Annotated in this window: 16 protein-coding genes and 2 tRNA genes; 8 read left to right on the top strand and 10 right to left on the bottom strand. The window is 34.5% G+C overall.

Annotated features, from left to right (window positions below):
- Positions 1-98 precede the first annotated feature (98 nt).
- Positions 99-1379: an isocitrate lyase gene (aceA, locus tag LNP81_RS09560; RefSeq protein ID WP_230035340.1), complete on the bottom strand. Its 1281-nt coding sequence runs from the start codon at positions 1377-1379 to the stop codon at positions 99-101.
- Between the two features lie 226 nt (positions 1380-1605).
- Positions 1606-3207, bottom strand: coding sequence for a malate synthase A (gene aceB / locus LNP81_RS09555; protein WP_230035339.1), 1602 nt, complete (start codon positions 3205-3207; stop codon positions 1606-1608).
- 196 nt (positions 3208-3403) lie between these two features.
- Here aceB and LNP81_RS09550 point away from each other — a divergent pair, with 196 nt between their 5' ends.
- From LNP81_RS09550 to LNP81_RS09535, 4 genes are all read left to right on the top strand, one after another.
- A complete protein-coding gene (locus LNP81_RS09550; protein ID WP_230035337.1) occupies positions 3404-4885 on the top strand; it encodes a helix-turn-helix domain-containing protein in 1482 nt (493 codons plus the stop codon).
- A 7-nt stretch (positions 4886-4892) separates the two neighbouring features.
- Positions 4893-5252 carry a hypothetical protein gene (locus tag LNP81_RS09545; RefSeq protein WP_230035335.1) on the top strand — a complete coding sequence of 120 codons (360 nt, stop codon included), beginning with the start codon at positions 4893-4895 and terminating at the stop codon, positions 5250-5252.
- A 468-nt stretch (positions 5253-5720) separates the two neighbouring features.
- Entirely contained in the window at positions 5721-6437 is a 717-nt protein-coding gene (locus LNP81_RS09540; RefSeq protein ID WP_230035332.1) for a pirin family protein, read from the top strand.
- Between the two features lie 257 nt (positions 6438-6694).
- Positions 6695-7228, top strand: a complete 534-nt coding sequence (locus LNP81_RS09535) for a YceI family protein (RefSeq protein ID WP_230035330.1) — start codon at positions 6695-6697, stop codon at positions 7226-7228.
- A gap of 155 nt (positions 7229-7383) precedes the next feature.
- On the opposite strand, the gene LNP81_RS09530 is transcribed toward LNP81_RS09535, so the two are convergent.
- On the bottom strand, positions 7384-8244 hold the full coding sequence (locus tag LNP81_RS09530) for a helix-turn-helix domain-containing protein (RefSeq protein WP_230035328.1): 861 nt from the start codon (positions 8242-8244) through the stop codon (positions 7384-7386).
- 216 nt (positions 8245-8460) lie between these two features.
- Between LNP81_RS09530 and LNP81_RS09525 the strand changes: the two genes are divergently transcribed.
- The gene (locus tag LNP81_RS09525; RefSeq protein ID WP_230035325.1) at positions 8461-8823 is read left to right on the top strand and encodes a DUF983 domain-containing protein; all 363 of its coding nucleotides are present in this window, start codon (positions 8461-8463) and stop codon (positions 8821-8823) included.
- A 71-nt stretch (positions 8824-8894) separates the two neighbouring features.
- The gene (fabD, locus tag LNP81_RS09520; RefSeq protein ID WP_230035323.1) at positions 8895-9770 is read left to right on the top strand and encodes an ACP S-malonyltransferase; all 876 of its coding nucleotides are present in this window, start codon (positions 8895-8897) and stop codon (positions 9768-9770) included.
- Positions 9771-10046: 276 nt separating this feature from the next.
- On the opposite strand, the gene LNP81_RS09515 is transcribed toward fabD, so the two are convergent.
- The 4 genes from LNP81_RS09515 to LNP81_RS09500 all read right to left on the bottom strand — a co-directional run bounded on the left by LNP81_RS09515 (position 10047) and on the right by LNP81_RS09500 (position 13033).
- Entirely contained in the window at positions 10047-10298 is a 252-nt protein-coding gene (locus LNP81_RS09515) for a hypothetical protein (protein ID WP_230035321.1), read from the bottom strand.
- Positions 10299-10426: 128 nt separating this feature from the next.
- Complete coding sequence (galE, locus tag LNP81_RS09510; protein WP_230035319.1) at positions 10427-11440, bottom strand: UDP-glucose 4-epimerase GalE; 1014 nt, start codon at positions 11438-11440, stop codon at positions 10427-10429.
- A gap of 16 nt (positions 11441-11456) precedes the next feature.
- Complete coding sequence (locus LNP81_RS09505) at positions 11457-11897, bottom strand: nuclear transport factor 2 family protein (protein WP_230035317.1); 441 nt, start codon at positions 11895-11897, stop codon at positions 11457-11459.
- 2 nt (positions 11898-11899) lie between these two features.
- Positions 11900-13033 carry a DegT/DnrJ/EryC1/StrS family aminotransferase gene (locus tag LNP81_RS09500; RefSeq protein ID WP_230035315.1) on the bottom strand — a complete coding sequence of 378 codons (1134 nt, stop codon included), beginning with the start codon at positions 13031-13033 and terminating at the stop codon, positions 11900-11902.
- Positions 13034-13168: 135 nt separating this feature from the next.
- Here LNP81_RS09500 and LNP81_RS09495 point away from each other — a divergent pair, with 135 nt between their 5' ends.
- Complete coding sequence (locus tag LNP81_RS09495; protein ID WP_230035313.1) at positions 13169-14398, top strand: 3-deoxy-D-manno-octulosonic acid transferase; 1230 nt, start codon at positions 13169-13171, stop codon at positions 14396-14398.
- A 348-nt stretch (positions 14399-14746) separates the two neighbouring features.
- Positions 14747-14959, top strand: a complete 213-nt coding sequence (locus LNP81_RS09490; RefSeq protein ID WP_055095081.1) for a PG1828 family lipoprotein — start codon at positions 14747-14749, stop codon at positions 14957-14959.
- 121 nt (positions 14960-15080) lie between these two features.
- Here LNP81_RS09490 and LNP81_RS09485 read toward each other — a convergent pair whose 3' ends face one another.
- From LNP81_RS09485 to LNP81_RS09475, 3 genes are all read right to left on the bottom strand, one after another.
- Positions 15081-15461, bottom strand: coding sequence for a DUF1508 domain-containing protein (locus tag LNP81_RS09485; protein WP_230035312.1), 381 nt, complete (start codon positions 15459-15461; stop codon positions 15081-15083).
- A gap of 425 nt (positions 15462-15886) precedes the next feature.
- A tRNA-Leu gene (locus LNP81_RS09480) sits at positions 15887-15972 on the bottom strand.
- A gap of 14 nt (positions 15973-15986) precedes the next feature.
- Positions 15987-16059, bottom strand: a tRNA-Gly gene (locus LNP81_RS09475).
- Between the last annotated feature and the right edge of the window lie 31 nt (positions 16060-16090).

The following is a 16090-nucleotide window of genomic DNA, read 5'->3' as shown; positions in this document are numbered from 1 at the left end:
CGAAGCAAATTCGTGGCAACATTCTTTTAATCTTTTTAATCCGTGAAATCTGTGGCAAAAAACAAAAACACGGCTAAACAGCCGTGTTCTTTATTGAATTAAAATTGCTCAACCTCTGTAGAATGTTCCATTGCCGTTATGGTTGATTTTCCTATCATTACCGTGTTTTGAACAGCATCAAAATAAGAAGTTCCCACAAAAGCCTGATGTTTTACCGCTCTGAATCCACTTTGTTGTAAAGCAAATTCTCTTTCCTGCAATTCAGAATAACCCGCCATGCCGCGTTCTTTGTACGCTTTAGATAATTCGAACATACTCGTATTCAAAGCATGGAATCCCGCCAACGTAATAAATTGGAATTTATATCCCATTGCCGCCAGATCTTCCCTGAACGTTTCCATTTCAGCCACTGATAATTTTGCAGCCCAATTGAAAGATGGAGAACAATTGTATGCCAACATTTTATCCGGGAATTCCTTTTTCATCGCATCGGCAAACTTTTTAGCATAAACCAAATCCGGATTACTGGTTTCCATCCAAATCAAATCAGCATAAGGCGCGTAGCTCAAACCTCTTGCAATTCCCTGATCGATTCCGCTGTTTACATAAAAGAAACCTTCGTTGGTTTTTTCGCCTGTAATGAATTTAGCATCTCTTGGGTCTGCATCGCTGGTTAATAAATTAGCCGCATCAGCATCTGTTCTGGCAACAATTAAAGCTGAAACTCCCATAACATCAGATGCTAAACGCGCTGCAATCAGTTTATTAATTGCTTCCTGAGTTGGTACCAAAACTTTACCGCCCAAATGTCCGCACTTTTTAGCAGAACTCAGCTGATCTTCAAAATGAACTCCTGAAGCCCCCGCTTCAATCATTGACTTCATTAATTCGAAAGCATTTAAGTTTCCGCCAAAACCAGCTTCAGCATCAGCCACAATCGGAACTAAGTAATCCTTTTTATCTTCCACTCCGTTTACCGTCTGAATCTGATCAGCGCGTAACAAAGCATTGTTTATTTTTTTAACTACCATTGGTACACTATTTACTGGATAAAGCGATTGGTCCGGGTACATTTCTCCCGCCAAATTTGCATCGGCAGCTACTTGCCAGCCACTTAAATAAATCGCTTCAAGACCAGCGTCGACTTCCTGAATCGCCTGATTTCCTGTCAAAGCGCCCAAACCAGCAACATAATCCTGATTTTTTAACTTTCTCCATAATTTTTGCGCTCCCATTTTGGCAATAGAATGCTCAATTTGATACGAACCCTGAAGCGTAATTACTTCTGTAGCTGTATAAGGACGTTCAACACCTTTCCATCTTGGGTTCGTAATCCAATCGTTAATCAATTCCTGAATTCTGTCTTCTGTTGTTTTCATAAATAGTTTGAGTTAAAGTGGTTAGTAAGTAAATAGTTTGCAGTCACAGTTTTTAGTCACAGTTTTAAACTGAGAATAAAAAAGTATTAATTGTTATTGAGTTTATAATCTGCGAAGATTTTATAATCTCATTTTATCTGCCTGATCTGCAAAATCTGCGTGAAAAAATTATTCGCCCGTAGATATCGCAGATACCGCAGATTTTTAATTCTAAATTTTTAATTCCTTATAGGTATTTGTAACATGGAATCGTCAAAAAATCAACGAAATCAGGATTTACAACCAATCTTTCTAAAACTTTTTCAGCCAAAGGAAATTGACGCTTTTCGTGATTTTCTTCACCTAGTTCGTCTTTTATTTTCCTGAATTCATCTAAAGCCAATTCGTGATAATACGCCAGATCTAATTTTTTGCCATTATCCAAAACCACCTTATTCTGAAGCCATTGCCACAATTGCGATCTCGAGATTTCGGCTGTTGCAGCATCTTCCATCAAATTGTGCAAAGCTGCAGCTCCTTGTCCGTTGAGCCATGAAGCCAAATACAAAACTCCTACGTTGATATTTTTTCGAACACCATTTTCAGTGATGATTCCAATTGGTGGTTCAATTAAATCAGCTTCTGTAATTTTTCGATGTTCCCTTTTTATATGAATTTGGTTTGGAGTTGGCATTCCTTTATCAAAAATTTCTTTTGCAATTGCCACCAAATCCGGATGTGCAACCCAGGTTCCGTCATGACCGTTTCGAACTTCGCGTTCTTTATCGGTTTTTACTTTTGCAAAAGCAACGGCGTTCGCTTCTTCATTATTTTTAATCGGAATTTGAGCCGCCATTCCGCCAATCGCATGAATGCCGCGTTTATGACATCTCTGAATTACCAGATTTGAATATGCATTCATAAAAGGCGAAGTCATATTTACCTGATCGCGATCCGGAACGATAAACTTTGAATTCTTTCTAAACTTTTTGATATAAGAGAAAATATAATCCCAACGTCCGCAATTCAAGCCTACGATATGTTCTTTCAATTCATAAATAATTTCATCCAACTGAAAACTTGCTGTTATGGTTTCTATTAAAACCGTCACTTTTATCGTTCCTCTTTCCAGTTTCAAATAATCCTCAGTAAAGTCAATTACATTATTCCACCAGCGTGCTTCGAGATAATGTTCTAATTTTGGAATGTAGAAATACGGTCCTGAATTGTTTTCTAAAAGCCTTTTGTGATTATGAAAAACATACAATCCAAAATCTACCAAAGAACCTGAAACCTCTTTTCCTTCAATCAAAAGATGTTTTTCCGGCAAATGCAAACCTCTCGGACGTACAATTAGTGTAGCAATTTTTTCATTCAAATGATAGGACTTTTGCTTCACCAAATCGGTATATGTAATGGTTTTGTTTACCGCATCGATTAAATTTAGCTGACCTTCCATTAAATTTTGCCAGGTTGGCGAAGTGCTGTCTTCAAAATCGGCCATAAAAGTTTTTGCCCCTGAATTCAATGCATTAATAATCATTTTACGATCAACCGGTCCGGTAATCTCTACTCTACGATCTAACAAATCTTTAGGAATTGCTCCGGCTGTCCAATTACTTTCTCTGACACTTTTAGTTTCTGGTGTAAAAACCGGCATGACGCCCTGATCAAAAGCAGTTTGTTTTTGTTCGCGTTGCAACAATAACAGTTTTCGTTGCGATTCGAATTTTCGATGCAATTCGGTTATAAAAACAATTGCTTCTTCGGTCCAGATCTTTGGATAAGAAAGCTTCTTTTCGTCTAAAAATTCCATTGCCGTTTCGGTAATTTCTAATTGGTTTTTCATAGCTGTGGATTTTATTTTAATTAGTAATAATCAAACCGACTATATCTTTTTCAAGAATTAAATTCATAACGACCTGATATCTAATATTTTCTACACCACAATATTAGAAAAAAGTTTTTTACAAAACAAGCGAACGTTCGCTAAATATTAGAAATAATTTTTTGGCGATTATTTTTAATATGACTATATTTGATACATGGATATCGAAAAAGACTATATAAAGCTGATCTTTGGGCTAAAACTCAAGCAAGTCAGAACGCAAAAAAATCTTTCTCTTTTTGGCTTAGCCAAATTGACCAATCTTTCAAAATCGTACTTAAACGAGATTGAAAAGGGAAAAAAATATCCAAAAACAGATAAAATTTTACTTCTGTGCGAGCATTTAGAAACAAGTTATGACCAAATGGTGTCTTTAAAACTTGATAATAATCTCGCTCCGATTGGCGAAATCCTGAAATCTGGCATTTTAAAAGAAATTCCGTTAGAGCTTTTCGGGATTCAGGAAGCTGATTTAATTGATATTATTGCCAATGCACCAGCCAAGGTCAATGCGTTTATTAGTACGATTATCGAAATCGCGCAGCATTATAATTTAAGTCGTGAAAGTTTCTTTTTGGCCGCTTTACGATCGTATCAGGAAGCACACAATAATTATTTCGAAGATCTGGAAGAAAAGGTCATTTCTTTTTCGAAATCATTTCAAATCAATTTAGATTCTAAAGTGACTATCGAAGAATTAGAGGCTATATTAAAAGAAGAATACGATTATAAAATAAAAGAAATAGTGTTTTCTGAACAGGAAGCTTTGGGCGATTTACGCTCTATTTATGTTCCTAAAAGCAAAACATTATTACTCTCTACAGAACTAGATAATCCGCAGAAAGCTTTTATTTTAGCCAAAGAAATTGCCTATAATTATTTGAAAATTTCAGATCGCTTACTGACTTTTAGCTGGATTAAGTTCGAAAATTTTGATCAGGTTCTGCACAACTTTTATGCTTCGTATTTTGCGGGAGCTTTGTTATTGCCAAGACAATTGGTTGCCAGCAAAATCAATGATTTCTTAAACAACGAAAAACCTAATCCTGAAGAATTTGTATCGCTAATTGAGAGTTTTGAAGTTTCGCCAGAATCTTTCTACCAGAGACTGACGAATTTATTGCCAAAGGATTTTCATCTTAAAAACTTGTTCTTTTTAAGAATGTCCCATAAAATTGGTTCTGATAAATATCAAATCAAAAAAGAATTACATATTACCAATCAGCAAGAACCGCATGCCAACGAAACTGACGAGCATTATTGCAGAAGATGGGTTTCGGTAAAAACGATCGACGAAGCCATTAAACAAAATAAACCTCATTTTTTTGATGCTCAAATTTCAAGTTATGCACATAGTGGCAATGAATATTTGGTTTTTTCGTCAGCAACAAAAGATCCTTTTATTGAACAAAATATACGCAGCATTTCTGTTGGAATCCTGATTACTCCGGCAATGAAAAAGAAATTCAAATTTATCGAAGGCAAACCTTTGGTAAAAAGAATTGTGGGTGTTACCTGCGAAACCTGCGATGTAAAAGATTGTTTCGAAAGAGCTGCACCGCCAATAGCATTAGAGAAGAAAAGACGTCATGAGAATACAGATGCGGTGGTTCAGCAGTTTATAAATCAATATAGCTAAAAATAGTATGAAATACCTGACTTTAATAATAACGCTGTTTTTTATTACTCCAAACCAGCAAACAGACAAACTTACTGGCCGTTATAATTATTTAATACAAGATGACAATGTCTATGTTCAAAAAGATAAAATTACTTTTAACGATAGTGTTTTTGTGTTTGACAACAAATATCTGCCAAAAGGAAAAATCTCGTATGGCAACGTAATATTATTGGATAATTTTATCAATAGAGATTTAATCATAAGTATTCCAAAAGATCAAATCAAAAAAGACACTATTTTATTTTACATGCATGACAAGCAAAGTTCGACTTCGAACTACCTTGATGAAGTCGTTGGAAAAGGAAAATTGATTAGGATTAAGTAATTTAGCTTCTTTTGATCCCGCGAAGTCACAAAACGTTTTATTTCCCTTTCAATATAATTATCTAAGCATAATTTTGTCATCTCGACGAAGGAGAGATCTTCGCGAGAAACTCTACAAAGATTAGCGACTTTCTGCGCGGAGTTACTTGCGGAGATCTCTCCTTCGTCGAGATTGACAAAGCTACGTGGTTACTTTGTCGCTTTGCATCGATACATCTTCTGAAAATGAAACTTCTAATTTAGCCCCGATAGCACTGGAAATCCTTTTGTGTCCGCCGCGGCGGACATAAAAAATTGGAAGGAATAGCGGGACCAGACGTCTTTTGAAAACCAAAATTTCTGCTCCATAAAAACCTTAGCCTCTTAGCCCCTCAGAACCTTAGCATCTTTTTTCTTAATCTAGGTTAAGTGCCTTTCATTGACCTTGATGGTATCTTTGTATTATAAAAATAACAAAACACATATCATCATGGAAAATATAGTATTACACAAAGCAGAAACAAGAGGAAACGCAAATCACGGATGGCTTAACGCTTATCATAGCTTTAGTTTTGCAAGCTGGTACAACCCGGAAAGAATTCAGTTTGGAGCTCTTCGTGTTTTGAACGATGACACAATTGCTGGCGGAATGGGTTTTGGAACTCATCCTCACGATAATATGGAAATCATTACGATTCCGCTTGAAGGAGATTTAGCGCACAAAGACAGTATGGGAAATACTGAAATCATCAAAAATGGAGATATTCAGGTGATGAGTGCAGGAACTGGAGTTCAGCATAGTGAGTTTAACCCAAATGCAGATCAGCAAACTAAATTATTGCAAATCTGGTTGTTTCCTAACAAAAGAAATGTAGATCCTCGTTACCAACAAATAACTTTGAATATTGCGGACAGACACAATAAATTAGCTCAAATTTTATCTCCAAATGCTGACGATGAGGGAGTTTGGATTCACCAGGATGCTTGGTTTAACATGGGTAATTTTGACTCAGGTGTATCTACTGAATACAAAATCAAAAAAGAAGGAAACGGAGTTTATGCTTTCATATTAAAAGGAAATGTTACCATCAACGGTCAGGAATTAAACACTCGTGATGCTGTTGGAATTTCAGGAACTGATACTCTAAACATTCAGGCAAATACAGATGCTGAATTTTTATTGATGGATATTCCGATGAACTATTAATTCAAAGATTACAATTAATATTTTTTTCTCAAGAAACGATATATAAGTTGATATTCAGATTATTATCGTTTCTTTTTTTACTAAACTTTTCCTAAAGGATAATTTTAATCTACATGAGAATTGTATTTTTAAGATAATCAATTTAAAAAAATAAAAATCACATTTTTCATTTCTTAATCTAGGTTAAGTGTGTTTCGAGTACTACGGAGGTAACTTTGTCCTATCAAAATGAAATTAATTATTTAAAAAATAAAATTATGGCAACTACAAAATGGTCAATTGACCCAACACATTCAGAAATTGGTTTTAAAGTTAAACACATGATGTTTACAAATGTTTCAGGAAAATTTGGAACATACGACGCTACAATTACTACAGACGGAGACAACTTTGAAAATGCAGCTATCGAATTTTCTGCTGATATCGCTTCTGTCGATACTGCAAACGCAGACAGAGACGGACATTTAAGAAGTGGTGACTTTTTTGATGTAGAAAATCATCCAAAATTAACTTTCAAAGCTTCATCATTCAAAAAAATTAATTCTGGAAGCTATGAAATCACTGGAGATTTAAACATTAGAGGTGTTTCTAAAACCGTAACTTTTCCTGTAGAATATAGCGGAATCCTGACTGATCCTTGGGGAAATACTAAAGTAGGTTTAAGTATAGAAGGAAAAATAAATCGTAAAGACTGGGGTTTAAACTGGAACTCTGCTCTTGAAACCGGTGGTGTTTTAGTAGGCGAAGAAGTAAAATTAAACATTGAATTACAATTTGTAAAACAAGCTTAATCCGACAATAATAGAATTTAATTTGGTTGGTTTAAAATCCTGTACTTTTTATGAAGTGCAGGATTTTTTTTTGGAGCGAGGGCATCGACTTCGCTCAGCCTGACAATCGTATACTTAAGAGTTTCGTGTGTCAGGCTGAGCGAAGTCGAAGCCCCTCATTTTACATTTCGAAATTCTGTGGGAGACAATCCGGTTTGTTTTTTGAAGAATCGCGAGAAATACGAGTAATCTTCGTAACCTACTTTAAACGCCACTTCATTTACTGCTAATTGCTTGTCAATGAGCATTCTTTTTATTTCTAAAACTACTCGATCTGTGATTACTTCGGTTGCTGTTTTTTGCAGAATTTCATTGCAGATTCTGTTTAAGTGTTTTAATGTGATATTTAATTTTTCGGCGTAAAAAGAGGGCAGTTTTTCTTCTCTGAAATATTGTTCCAAAAGTATTTCGAACTTATCGATTTTAATATTATACGAATGCGCTTGATGCGAATAGGTTTCGTTGTATTTACGCGCAATTTCGATGTGAATGCAATCTAACAAATTCAGCATTTTATCAAGCTGATATTTGTTCTCCTGATTATTTTCCTGAATTAATAAATCAAAATAAGGCTGAATCTTTGGGATTTGATTTTCTTCAAAAACCATTTCCGGCCGATTATGAATGGAATGATAAAAGTTATACTCGTTGATGTTTTTCTGTCCGAAATACAAATTATATAATTCCTGCGAAAAAATGATCACAAAGCCCTCTATATCTTCAGACAAATTCCAATGATGCATTTGCCCGGGCTGCAACACAAATAAACTTCCTTTTTTGATTTCGAATTGATCAAAATCGACTTCATGCTGTCCTGAACCTTTGGTAAAAAACACCATTAAATACGAATCGTGTCGATGTGGCTCTTCGATAAAACTGTGACTTTTTAAATGCTCCTTGAATGTATTTACGTAAAAATCACGATGAATATCATTGCAGCTAAAATTCTGAACACTATAAACAGGATATCTTTTCATACGAGGTTAGATTTTAGATTGCAGATTTTAGATTTTAGATTTTAGATTTTGGATTTTGGATTTTTTGGAATTCGGAATTTCAGTTTTGGAATTTGGATTTTTTTTATTGGAATTTCAATCCCAAAATGTCTTTATTGTGCTATAAGTAGCGAAGATATAAAAAAGACTTTTAATAGATTCCAAATTACCTTTGTATAAATAAAAAACAACAAGATCATGTCAAGTGCATTAACTCATATTTTAAGTAACGAATGTCCTATTTGTCATAAAGGAAAAGTATTTAAAGACAAAAGTATTTTTTTGACTTTCGGTCTTCCAAAGATGAATGAATACTGTAGTCATTGCAATTATAAGTTCCAGAAAGAACCTGGTTATTTCTTTGGCGCCATGTACGTAAACTACGGATTAACAGTCGCTCAGGGAATCGCCACGTATTGCGTCGCTCAGTTTTTCTTCGAGAAAAATTTCGATTTAAGAATCATTCCTATTATTGCGGTTGTAATTATCATACTCACTTCGTTCAATCTCCGATTTTCAAGATTAGCATGGATTTACATGTTTAAGGATTATACGAAATAAAAAAGTGTTATTTTTGCCTTTCAATTGAAACTAATTTTCAATTTAAAAAAATTCAACTTTAAATTAGAGAAATGAAAGCATACGTATTTCCGGGTCAGGGCGCACAGTTTACAGGAATGGGCAAAGACTTATATGAAAGTTCGGCTTTAGCCAAAGAATTATTCGAAAAAGCCAATGAAATTTTAGGTTTTAGAATTACAGATATCATGTTCGAAGGTACTGCCGAAGAACTAAAAGAAACCAAAGTAACTCAGCCGGCTGTTTTTTTACACTCGGTTATTTTAGCTAAGACTTTAGGCGAAGATTTTAAACCAGAAATGGTTGCAGGACATTCTTTAGGAGAATTCTCTGCATTGGTTGCTAACGGAACTTTATCTTTTGAAGATGGTTTGAAATTAGTTTCTCAACGTGCTCTTGCGATGCAAAAAGCATGCGAAATTACTCCGTCTACAATGGCTGCTGTTTTAGGATTAGCCGATAATATTGTTGAAGAAGTTTGTGCTTCTATCGATGGGATTGTAGTTGCAGCCAACTACAACTGCCCAGGACAATTAGTTATTTCAGGAGAAACAACAGCTGTTGAAAAAGCTTGTGAAGCGATGAAAGCTGCCGGAGCAAAACGCGCATTAATTTTACCTGTTGGAGGAGCTTTTCACTCACCAATGATGGAACCAGCAAGAGAAGAATTAGCGGCCGCTATTGAAGCAACGACTTTCTCCGCTCCTATTTGCCCAGTATATCAAAACGTTACTGCGAATGCAGTTTCTGATGCAAACGAAATCAAAAAGAACTTAATTATACAATTGACTGCTCCTGTAAAATGGACTCAATCTGTACAACAAATGATCGCTGACGGCGCTACTTTGTTTACTGAAGTTGGTCCTGGAAAAGTGTTAGCAGGTTTGATCAATAAAATTGATAAAGAAGCGGTTACTGCGAATGCTTAATTTTTAGTATTCAGTTTTCGGTCGCAGTTTTCAGTTTAAAAACTATATCTATAAAAAATCCTCATAACTAAATTTATGAGGATTTTTTTTGTTTGTAGTTATGTTTTTTATAGACAATGTATATCGTAGAGACGCACTGCAGTGCGTCTACACAACGTCTATAATTATAGATTTAGAAGACGTAAGACGCACTGCTGTGCGCCTCTACAATGACAATAAACAAAATCCTCATAAATTATTTATTCATGAGGATTTTGTTTATTATTTATTTTAAAATTATTTCCAAGGATACATTTTTATTCTTTTAGCCATTTCATCCTTAAATTCTTCAGGTGTTAAACCTTTTTTAAACTCCTTATCAAAATCAAACGTCTCGCGATCTATTCCTGGTTTTGCAATTTTATCTTTTCCCCACCATTCTCTGATTCTTTTAATTGATTCCGATTTTGCTTCCTCTACTGTCAATCCTTTGGCAAATTCTGCATCAAAATCAAAACTGTCTTTTTTACTTTCTTCTTTCAAACTCACAATTCCTACATTTTAATCTTACAAATTTAAAAAAAACAACTTAAAATAAAAGTCCCAAATAAAATTTATTTGGGACTTTTTGTTTTATCGTCAGCAATTGTAAACCGTGACTGAGACTGAATACTAAATTAAGAGCGAACTTTCTGCTCCCATTTCCAGGCGCTTGCCATGGCTTCGTCTAAGCTTAATTCAGCTTTCCAGCCTAAAACATTATTTGCTTTATCTGTGTTTGCGTACGCTTCGGTAATATCACCTTCACGACGAGGCTTAATTGTGTATGGTAATTTTTTATCGCTTACTTTTTCGAAACTATGAATTACTTCAAGAACCGAACTTCCTTTTCCGGTTCCTAAATTGAAGGTTTCTACTTTTTGTAAATTCTTTTTATTGAATAAACGCTGTAATGCAATAACGTGGGCTTTTGCTAAATCGACAACGTGAATATAATCACGAACTGCAGTTCCGTCAGGAGTTGGATAGTCATCTCCAAAAACAGATAATTCTTTACGTAAACCAACACCTGTTTGAGTTATAAAAGGCACTAAATTTTGAGGAACTCCCAATGGTAATTCTCCAATTTCGGTACTTGAATGTGCTCCAACCGGATTAAAATAACGCAATAAAATGGCGCTAATATTAGTAACCTTAGCAGTATCTGTAATAATTTCTTCTCCTATTTGCTTTGTGTTTCCGTAAGGAGACATTGCTGCCTGCACAGGAGCATCTTCTGTAATTGGCATTTTTTCGGCTTGACCGTAAACTGTACAAGAAGAACTAAAGATAAAACTTGCCTCTGGTTTTTGCTGTAATTCCTGCAGCAAATAAACTAGCGAAGCAATATTGTTTTCATAATATAATAACGGCTGCTCTACACTTTCACCAACTGCTTTTGAAGCTGCAAAATGAATTACTCCGGTAACATCATTGTGTTTTTTAAAAAAATCCTGAACCGATGCTTTTTCTCTTAAATCTAATTTTTCGAATAAGGGCGTTTTTCCTGTAATGGCGGTAATTCCTTTTAAAACATCTTCTGAAGAGTTCGAAAGATTATCAATTATCACTACTTCAAAGCCTTCATTTTGCAATTCGACTACGGTGTGAGAACCAATAAATCCTAATCCTCCTGTTACTAATACTTTCATTTTGTGGTTGTTTTTATTATGTAGTTAATTTGTAAGCTTGTCTGGCAATCAAAATCCAGTTATGTTTTTGCTTTTGCCAAACAAGCATTATTCCTATTTTAATATCTCTGTCGATTCCGTCATCTTTGGTATGAGCAGACAAAACATGTCGCACTATCGCCACATCATTCTGAATCGATATGGTTTGATTCTGAAACTCAATAGTAACAAAATCAGATTTTCCGCTTACGATTCCATCTATAAATTCTGCCTGGTTTTGAAAATTACCATTCGAATGAACATAAGTCAATTTATCTGAAGTTAATGCTTTTAATTTCGTCCCATCAGCATCGATCATTGCTTTACGCAAAATTTCAACCTGATTAGTAATAGCAGTTTCATCTTTTGTATTCGATTTTTGAGCAAAAGCCGAAAACGAAATCAAAACCGTCAAAATTAAAACACGTAAACTTCTCATAATTACTTATTCAAAAATTCTAAAACAGAATCTGTAATAAATTTAATTTGCTCATCATCCAATTCTGTATGCATTGGTAAAGCAATAACTTCTTGCACCAATTGATTGGTAACGGGAAATTGCTCTTCTTTATAACGAGGATCAACATACGCTTTTTGAGAATGCAAAGGAATTGGGTAATAAATAGCACATGGAATTTGCTTATCCTGCAAATGCTGCAATAAAGCATTTCTGTCTGCATCGATAATTCTTAATACATATTGATGGAAAACGTGATCATTTTCGTTTGCATCAAATTCCGGCGTAATGATATGTGCATTTCCGGCAAAAGCTGCATTGTATTTTGTAGCCGCCAAACGACGTGCTGCATTATATTCGTCTAATAAAGGCAATTTTGCATTTAAAACTCCAGCCTGAATACTGTCTAAACGTGAATTTACACCTACAACATCATGATGGTAACGCTCGTACATTCCGTGATTTACAATTCCGCGGATAATGTGTGCCAATTTATCATCATTTGTGAAGATTGCTCCTCCATCTCCATAACAACCTAAGTTTTTAGATGGAAAGAATGAAGTTGCAGCCACGTGACCAATTACTCCTACTTTGCTTTTTGTTCCTGATTTCGAAATATAATCAGCTCCAATGGCTTGTGCATTATCTTCGATTACATATAAGTTATGTTCAGCCGCAATTTCCATAATCGCATCCATATTGGCAGCGCGACCAAATAAATGTACCGGAACAATTGCTTTAGTTTTTGGCGTAATTGCTTTTTTAATAGCTTCGATATCGATGTTCATGTTCGTGATATCAACATCAACCAAAACTGGAGTTAGTTGCAACAACGCAATAACCTCAACAGTTGCAGCAAAAGTAAAATCGGCAGTAATTACCTCATCGCCTGGTTTTAAATCTAATCCCATCATAGCAATCTGCAAAGCATCTGTCCCGTTTGCACACGGAATTACGTGTTTTGCTCCCAAATAATCTTCAAGATTTTTTTGAAATTGATGTACTAAAGGTCCGTTTATATAAGTATTTGTATCTAAAACTTCCTGAATAGAAGCATCAACGGTAGTTTTTATTTTTTCGTATTGACTTTTTAAGTCAACCATTTGAATTTTTTTCATTTTCAATATATTTTAAAATTAAAGACCTGTTTTGTAATCAGAATCTCTAAAAGGAGGAACAAAAATAGTTATTTAATACCTTCAAACCAATGAAAATAATCGAAAGAAGCGTAATTTAGCCACAAAAATAAACAGATGCTTTTTCTATATAATTTAGTTATTTCTATTGCGGGGTTTTTTCTGAAAATTGTAGCGCTTTTTAGTCCGAAAATTAAACTTTTTGTAGCCGGTAGGAAAAATGTTTTTTCTATTTTACAGGAAAAAATAAAACTCTCAGATAAAACGATTTGGTTTCATTCGGCATCACTTGGCGAATACGAGCAAGGTTTACCGGTAATCGAAAAAATCAAAGAAAAATATCCAAACCACAAAATTATTGTTACTTTTTTCTCGCCCTCAGGTTACGAAGTGCGTAAAAATAACACAGTTGCCGATGTAACTGTATACCTTCCGTTAGACACTAAAAGCAATGCGAAGAAATTTTTGAAATTAGTGCACCCGGAATTAGCCTTTTTTATTAAATACGAATTTTGGCTCAACTACCTAAAAGAACTGGAAACAAGCAAAACACCTACTTATTTAATTTCGGGAATTTTCAGAGATAATCAGATGTTCTTTAAATGGTATGGTGGTTTTTATCGAAAAGCATTAAAGGCATTTACCTATTTCTTTGTTCAGAATGAAAGTTCGAAACAAAAAATTGAAGCGATAGGATTTCATAATGTTATTGTTTCCGGTGATACACGTTTCGATCGCGTCAATGCTATTTTAGAAAGAGACAATACACTTGATTTTATCGAAAACTTCAAAAACAACTCGCCTACCATAGTTATAGGAAGCTCCTGGCCAAAAGATGAAGCTCTATTAGCGGAATATATTAATCAGGCGCCGGACCATGTAAAATTTATTATTGCTCCACATAACATTAAAGCAGATCAAATAGCAAGTTTAAAAAGTCAAATCACAAAATCGACTGTATTATTTTCCGAAAAAGAAAATCAAGACCTATCCACATACAACGTCTTTATTATAGATACAATCGGGTTATTGACTAAAATTTACAGCTACGGAACGATAGCTTATGTTGGCGGAGGTTTTGGAAATCCGGGAATTCATAATATTCTTGAACCGGCAACATTTGGAATCCCGATTGTAATTGGCCCAAATTACTCCAATTTTGCAGAAGCAGTTCAATTGGTTGCGCTTCAAGGATGTATTGTAATTTCTAACAGCAATGAGTTGAAAGAAAATCTGGATCGTTTGCTTAATGATAATAATTTCTTTGAAGAAAAAAGCAGCATTTGCAAATCTTATATTCAGGATAATACAGGAGCAACAAATACCATTATGAATATCGTTTCTTAAGCGATTTATTCAAACAATATAGTATTTACTGTCGTTATTATTTATAAAAGAGCTTAAACAGGCTCTTTTTCGCTTTTTTAGCTTATCAAATAATGAATCAAAAACAAAATAAACTGCAAGGAAGAGAATAGAAACAGCCAATTCTCTTATTGAATATTCAACAAAAAATAATTTATTCGAAAAATACAACAATATAACATAATTTTGGCATTGTGGCATATTATTTGATAACTAAGATAATCGTGAGCAATGAAAATATTTTAAAAAAAAAATAAAAAAATATTTTACATATTAAAAAATTTATATCTTTGCCACGAATTAATAATTAACCTTTTATAATAAAGTAAGATGAAAAAAGTATTTTTAAGTTTAGCTGTTGTTGCTGTTTTAACTGTTGTTTCTTGTAAAAAAGCTGATGCTGCAGCTACTGAGTCTGTAGATTCTACTGCTGTTGCTGTTGATTCTGCTGCTGCTGTAGTTGATTCTGCTGCTGCAACTGTTGATTCTGCTGCTGCTAAAGTTGATTCTGCTGCTGCTAAAGTAGAAGAAGTAAAAAAATAATTAGAACCTAAGTTCTAAAAATTTTAAAACCATCCTTGAGATGGTTTTTTTTATGATTAATTTTCCAATTAATCACTCAACAATAAAAAAAGCGACCACTTAGTGATCGCTTTTTTTATTTCTAAATTTCCTCTTCAACTTCTTCCTCGACAACCTCGTCTTCAAAAATCGATTCACTCGACGAGAAGTCCAAAATTTCAGATCTTGCACCGTACGTCACAATTTCTTTTATCCCTTTCTGCAAAAGCAACTCAGTAGTGTATTTACGACTTGTTGCAAAGTGAACCTCACCCAACATCAACTTAAAGAAATACTTTCCTCCAGAGCCTTTAAATTTCAAAAACCTGGCCTGATCTATATTCGCTTTAAACTTTTCAATATCCTCTTCACCTTCAAACTTCAATTCATAACTCAAACTCGTAAAGATCACTTTACCCTTCCTCGAAGTAAATACGAATTTATACTCGTCGTTGAACCTTTTACTAATTACGAAAGCACCCATTTATTATTTTAGATTTTAGATTGTTGATTTTAGATTTATTAGAATTTTAGATTTTAGACTGATTAGAACCTCAAAACCAACCATAAATATTACGGAGAAATATTAAATTTACACTCCTTTTTTTTACCGCAGAGAACACAATCCCGATAGCTATCGGGATTCGCAGAGTTCATCAAGATTTAAGTTTTGTTACACAATTGAAGACCGCAAAGCTTTGTGTACCGAAACTCAATGTCAAGTTTTTTTTTAAAAAAAGATTTTTTTTTCTCATTTCAGAAAAGAAATCCTCGAAATAACAAACAGCACTTTTAATCAGTACGCAAAAAAACTCAGGACCTCAGAATCTCAGAATCTTAGAAACTCAAAGACTTAGAACCTTTAAATTCCCACAATAAAAAAAGCCTCTTCAAAAGAAGAGGCTTTAGTACTCAGAGCGGGACTTGAACCCGCACGAACATTGCTGTTCACTGGATTTTAAGTCCAGCGTGTCTACCAATTTCACCATCCGAGCATTATATGATGTTGAGCGAAAAACGGGGCTCGAACCCGCGACCTCGACCTTGGCAAGGTCGCGCTCTACCAACTGAGCTATTTTCGCATTTCAAATTCTTATAAGAACTACAATACTT

The organism is Flavobacterium piscisymbiosum, from assembly GCF_020905295.1.
Taxonomy (GTDB): domain Bacteria; phylum Bacteroidota; class Bacteroidia; order Flavobacteriales; family Flavobacteriaceae; genus Flavobacterium; species Flavobacterium piscisymbiosum.
This window is presented reverse-complemented; position numbering and strand designations above follow the sequence as displayed.

Bases quoted from the DNA above. Each gene is read 5' to 3' on its own strand.
- aceA (WP_230035340.1), bottom strand. From the start codon at position 1,379: ATGAAAACAACAGAAGACAGAATTCAGGAATTGATTAACGATTGGATT.
- LNP81_RS09530 (WP_230035328.1), bottom strand. From the start codon at position 8,244: ATGAAAAGATATCCTGTTTATAGTGTTCAGAATTTTAGCTGCAATGAT.
- galE (WP_230035319.1), bottom strand. From the start codon at position 11,440: ATGAAAGTATTAGTAACAGGAGGATTAGGATTTATTGGTTCTCACACC.
- LNP81_RS09540 (WP_230035332.1), top strand. From the start codon at position 5,721: ATGGAAAATATAGTATTACACAAAGCAGAAACAAGAGGAAACGCAAAT.
- LNP81_RS09495 (WP_230035313.1), top strand. From the start codon at position 13,169: ATGCTTTTTCTATATAATTTAGTTATTTCTATTGCGGGGTTTTTTCTG.
- LNP81_RS09550 (WP_230035337.1), top strand. From the start codon at position 3,404: ATGGATATCGAAAAAGACTATATAAAGCTGATCTTTGGGCTAAAACTC.
- aceB (WP_230035339.1), bottom strand. From the start codon at position 3,207: ATGAAAAACCAATTAGAAATTACCGAAACGGCAATGGAATTTTTAGAC.
- LNP81_RS09525 (WP_230035325.1), top strand. From the start codon at position 8,461: ATGTCAAGTGCATTAACTCATATTTTAAGTAACGAATGTCCTATTTGT.
- LNP81_RS09490 (WP_055095081.1), top strand. From the start codon at position 14,747: ATGAAAAAAGTATTTTTAAGTTTAGCTGTTGTTGCTGTTTTAACTGTT.
- fabD (WP_230035323.1), top strand. From the start codon at position 8,895: ATGAAAGCATACGTATTTCCGGGTCAGGGCGCACAGTTTACAGGAATG.
- LNP81_RS09545 (WP_230035335.1), top strand. From the start codon at position 4,893: ATGAAATACCTGACTTTAATAATAACGCTGTTTTTTATTACTCCAAAC.
- LNP81_RS09500 (WP_230035315.1), bottom strand. From the start codon at position 13,033: ATGAAAAAAATTCAAATGGTTGACTTAAAAAGTCAATACGAAAAAATA.
- LNP81_RS09485 (WP_230035312.1), bottom strand. From the start codon at position 15,461: ATGGGTGCTTTCGTAATTAGTAAAAGGTTCAACGACGAGTATAAATTC.
- LNP81_RS09535 (WP_230035330.1), top strand. From the start codon at position 6,695: ATGGCAACTACAAAATGGTCAATTGACCCAACACATTCAGAAATTGGT.
- LNP81_RS09505 (WP_230035317.1), bottom strand. From the start codon at position 11,897: ATGAGAAGTTTACGTGTTTTAATTTTGACGGTTTTGATTTCGTTTTCG.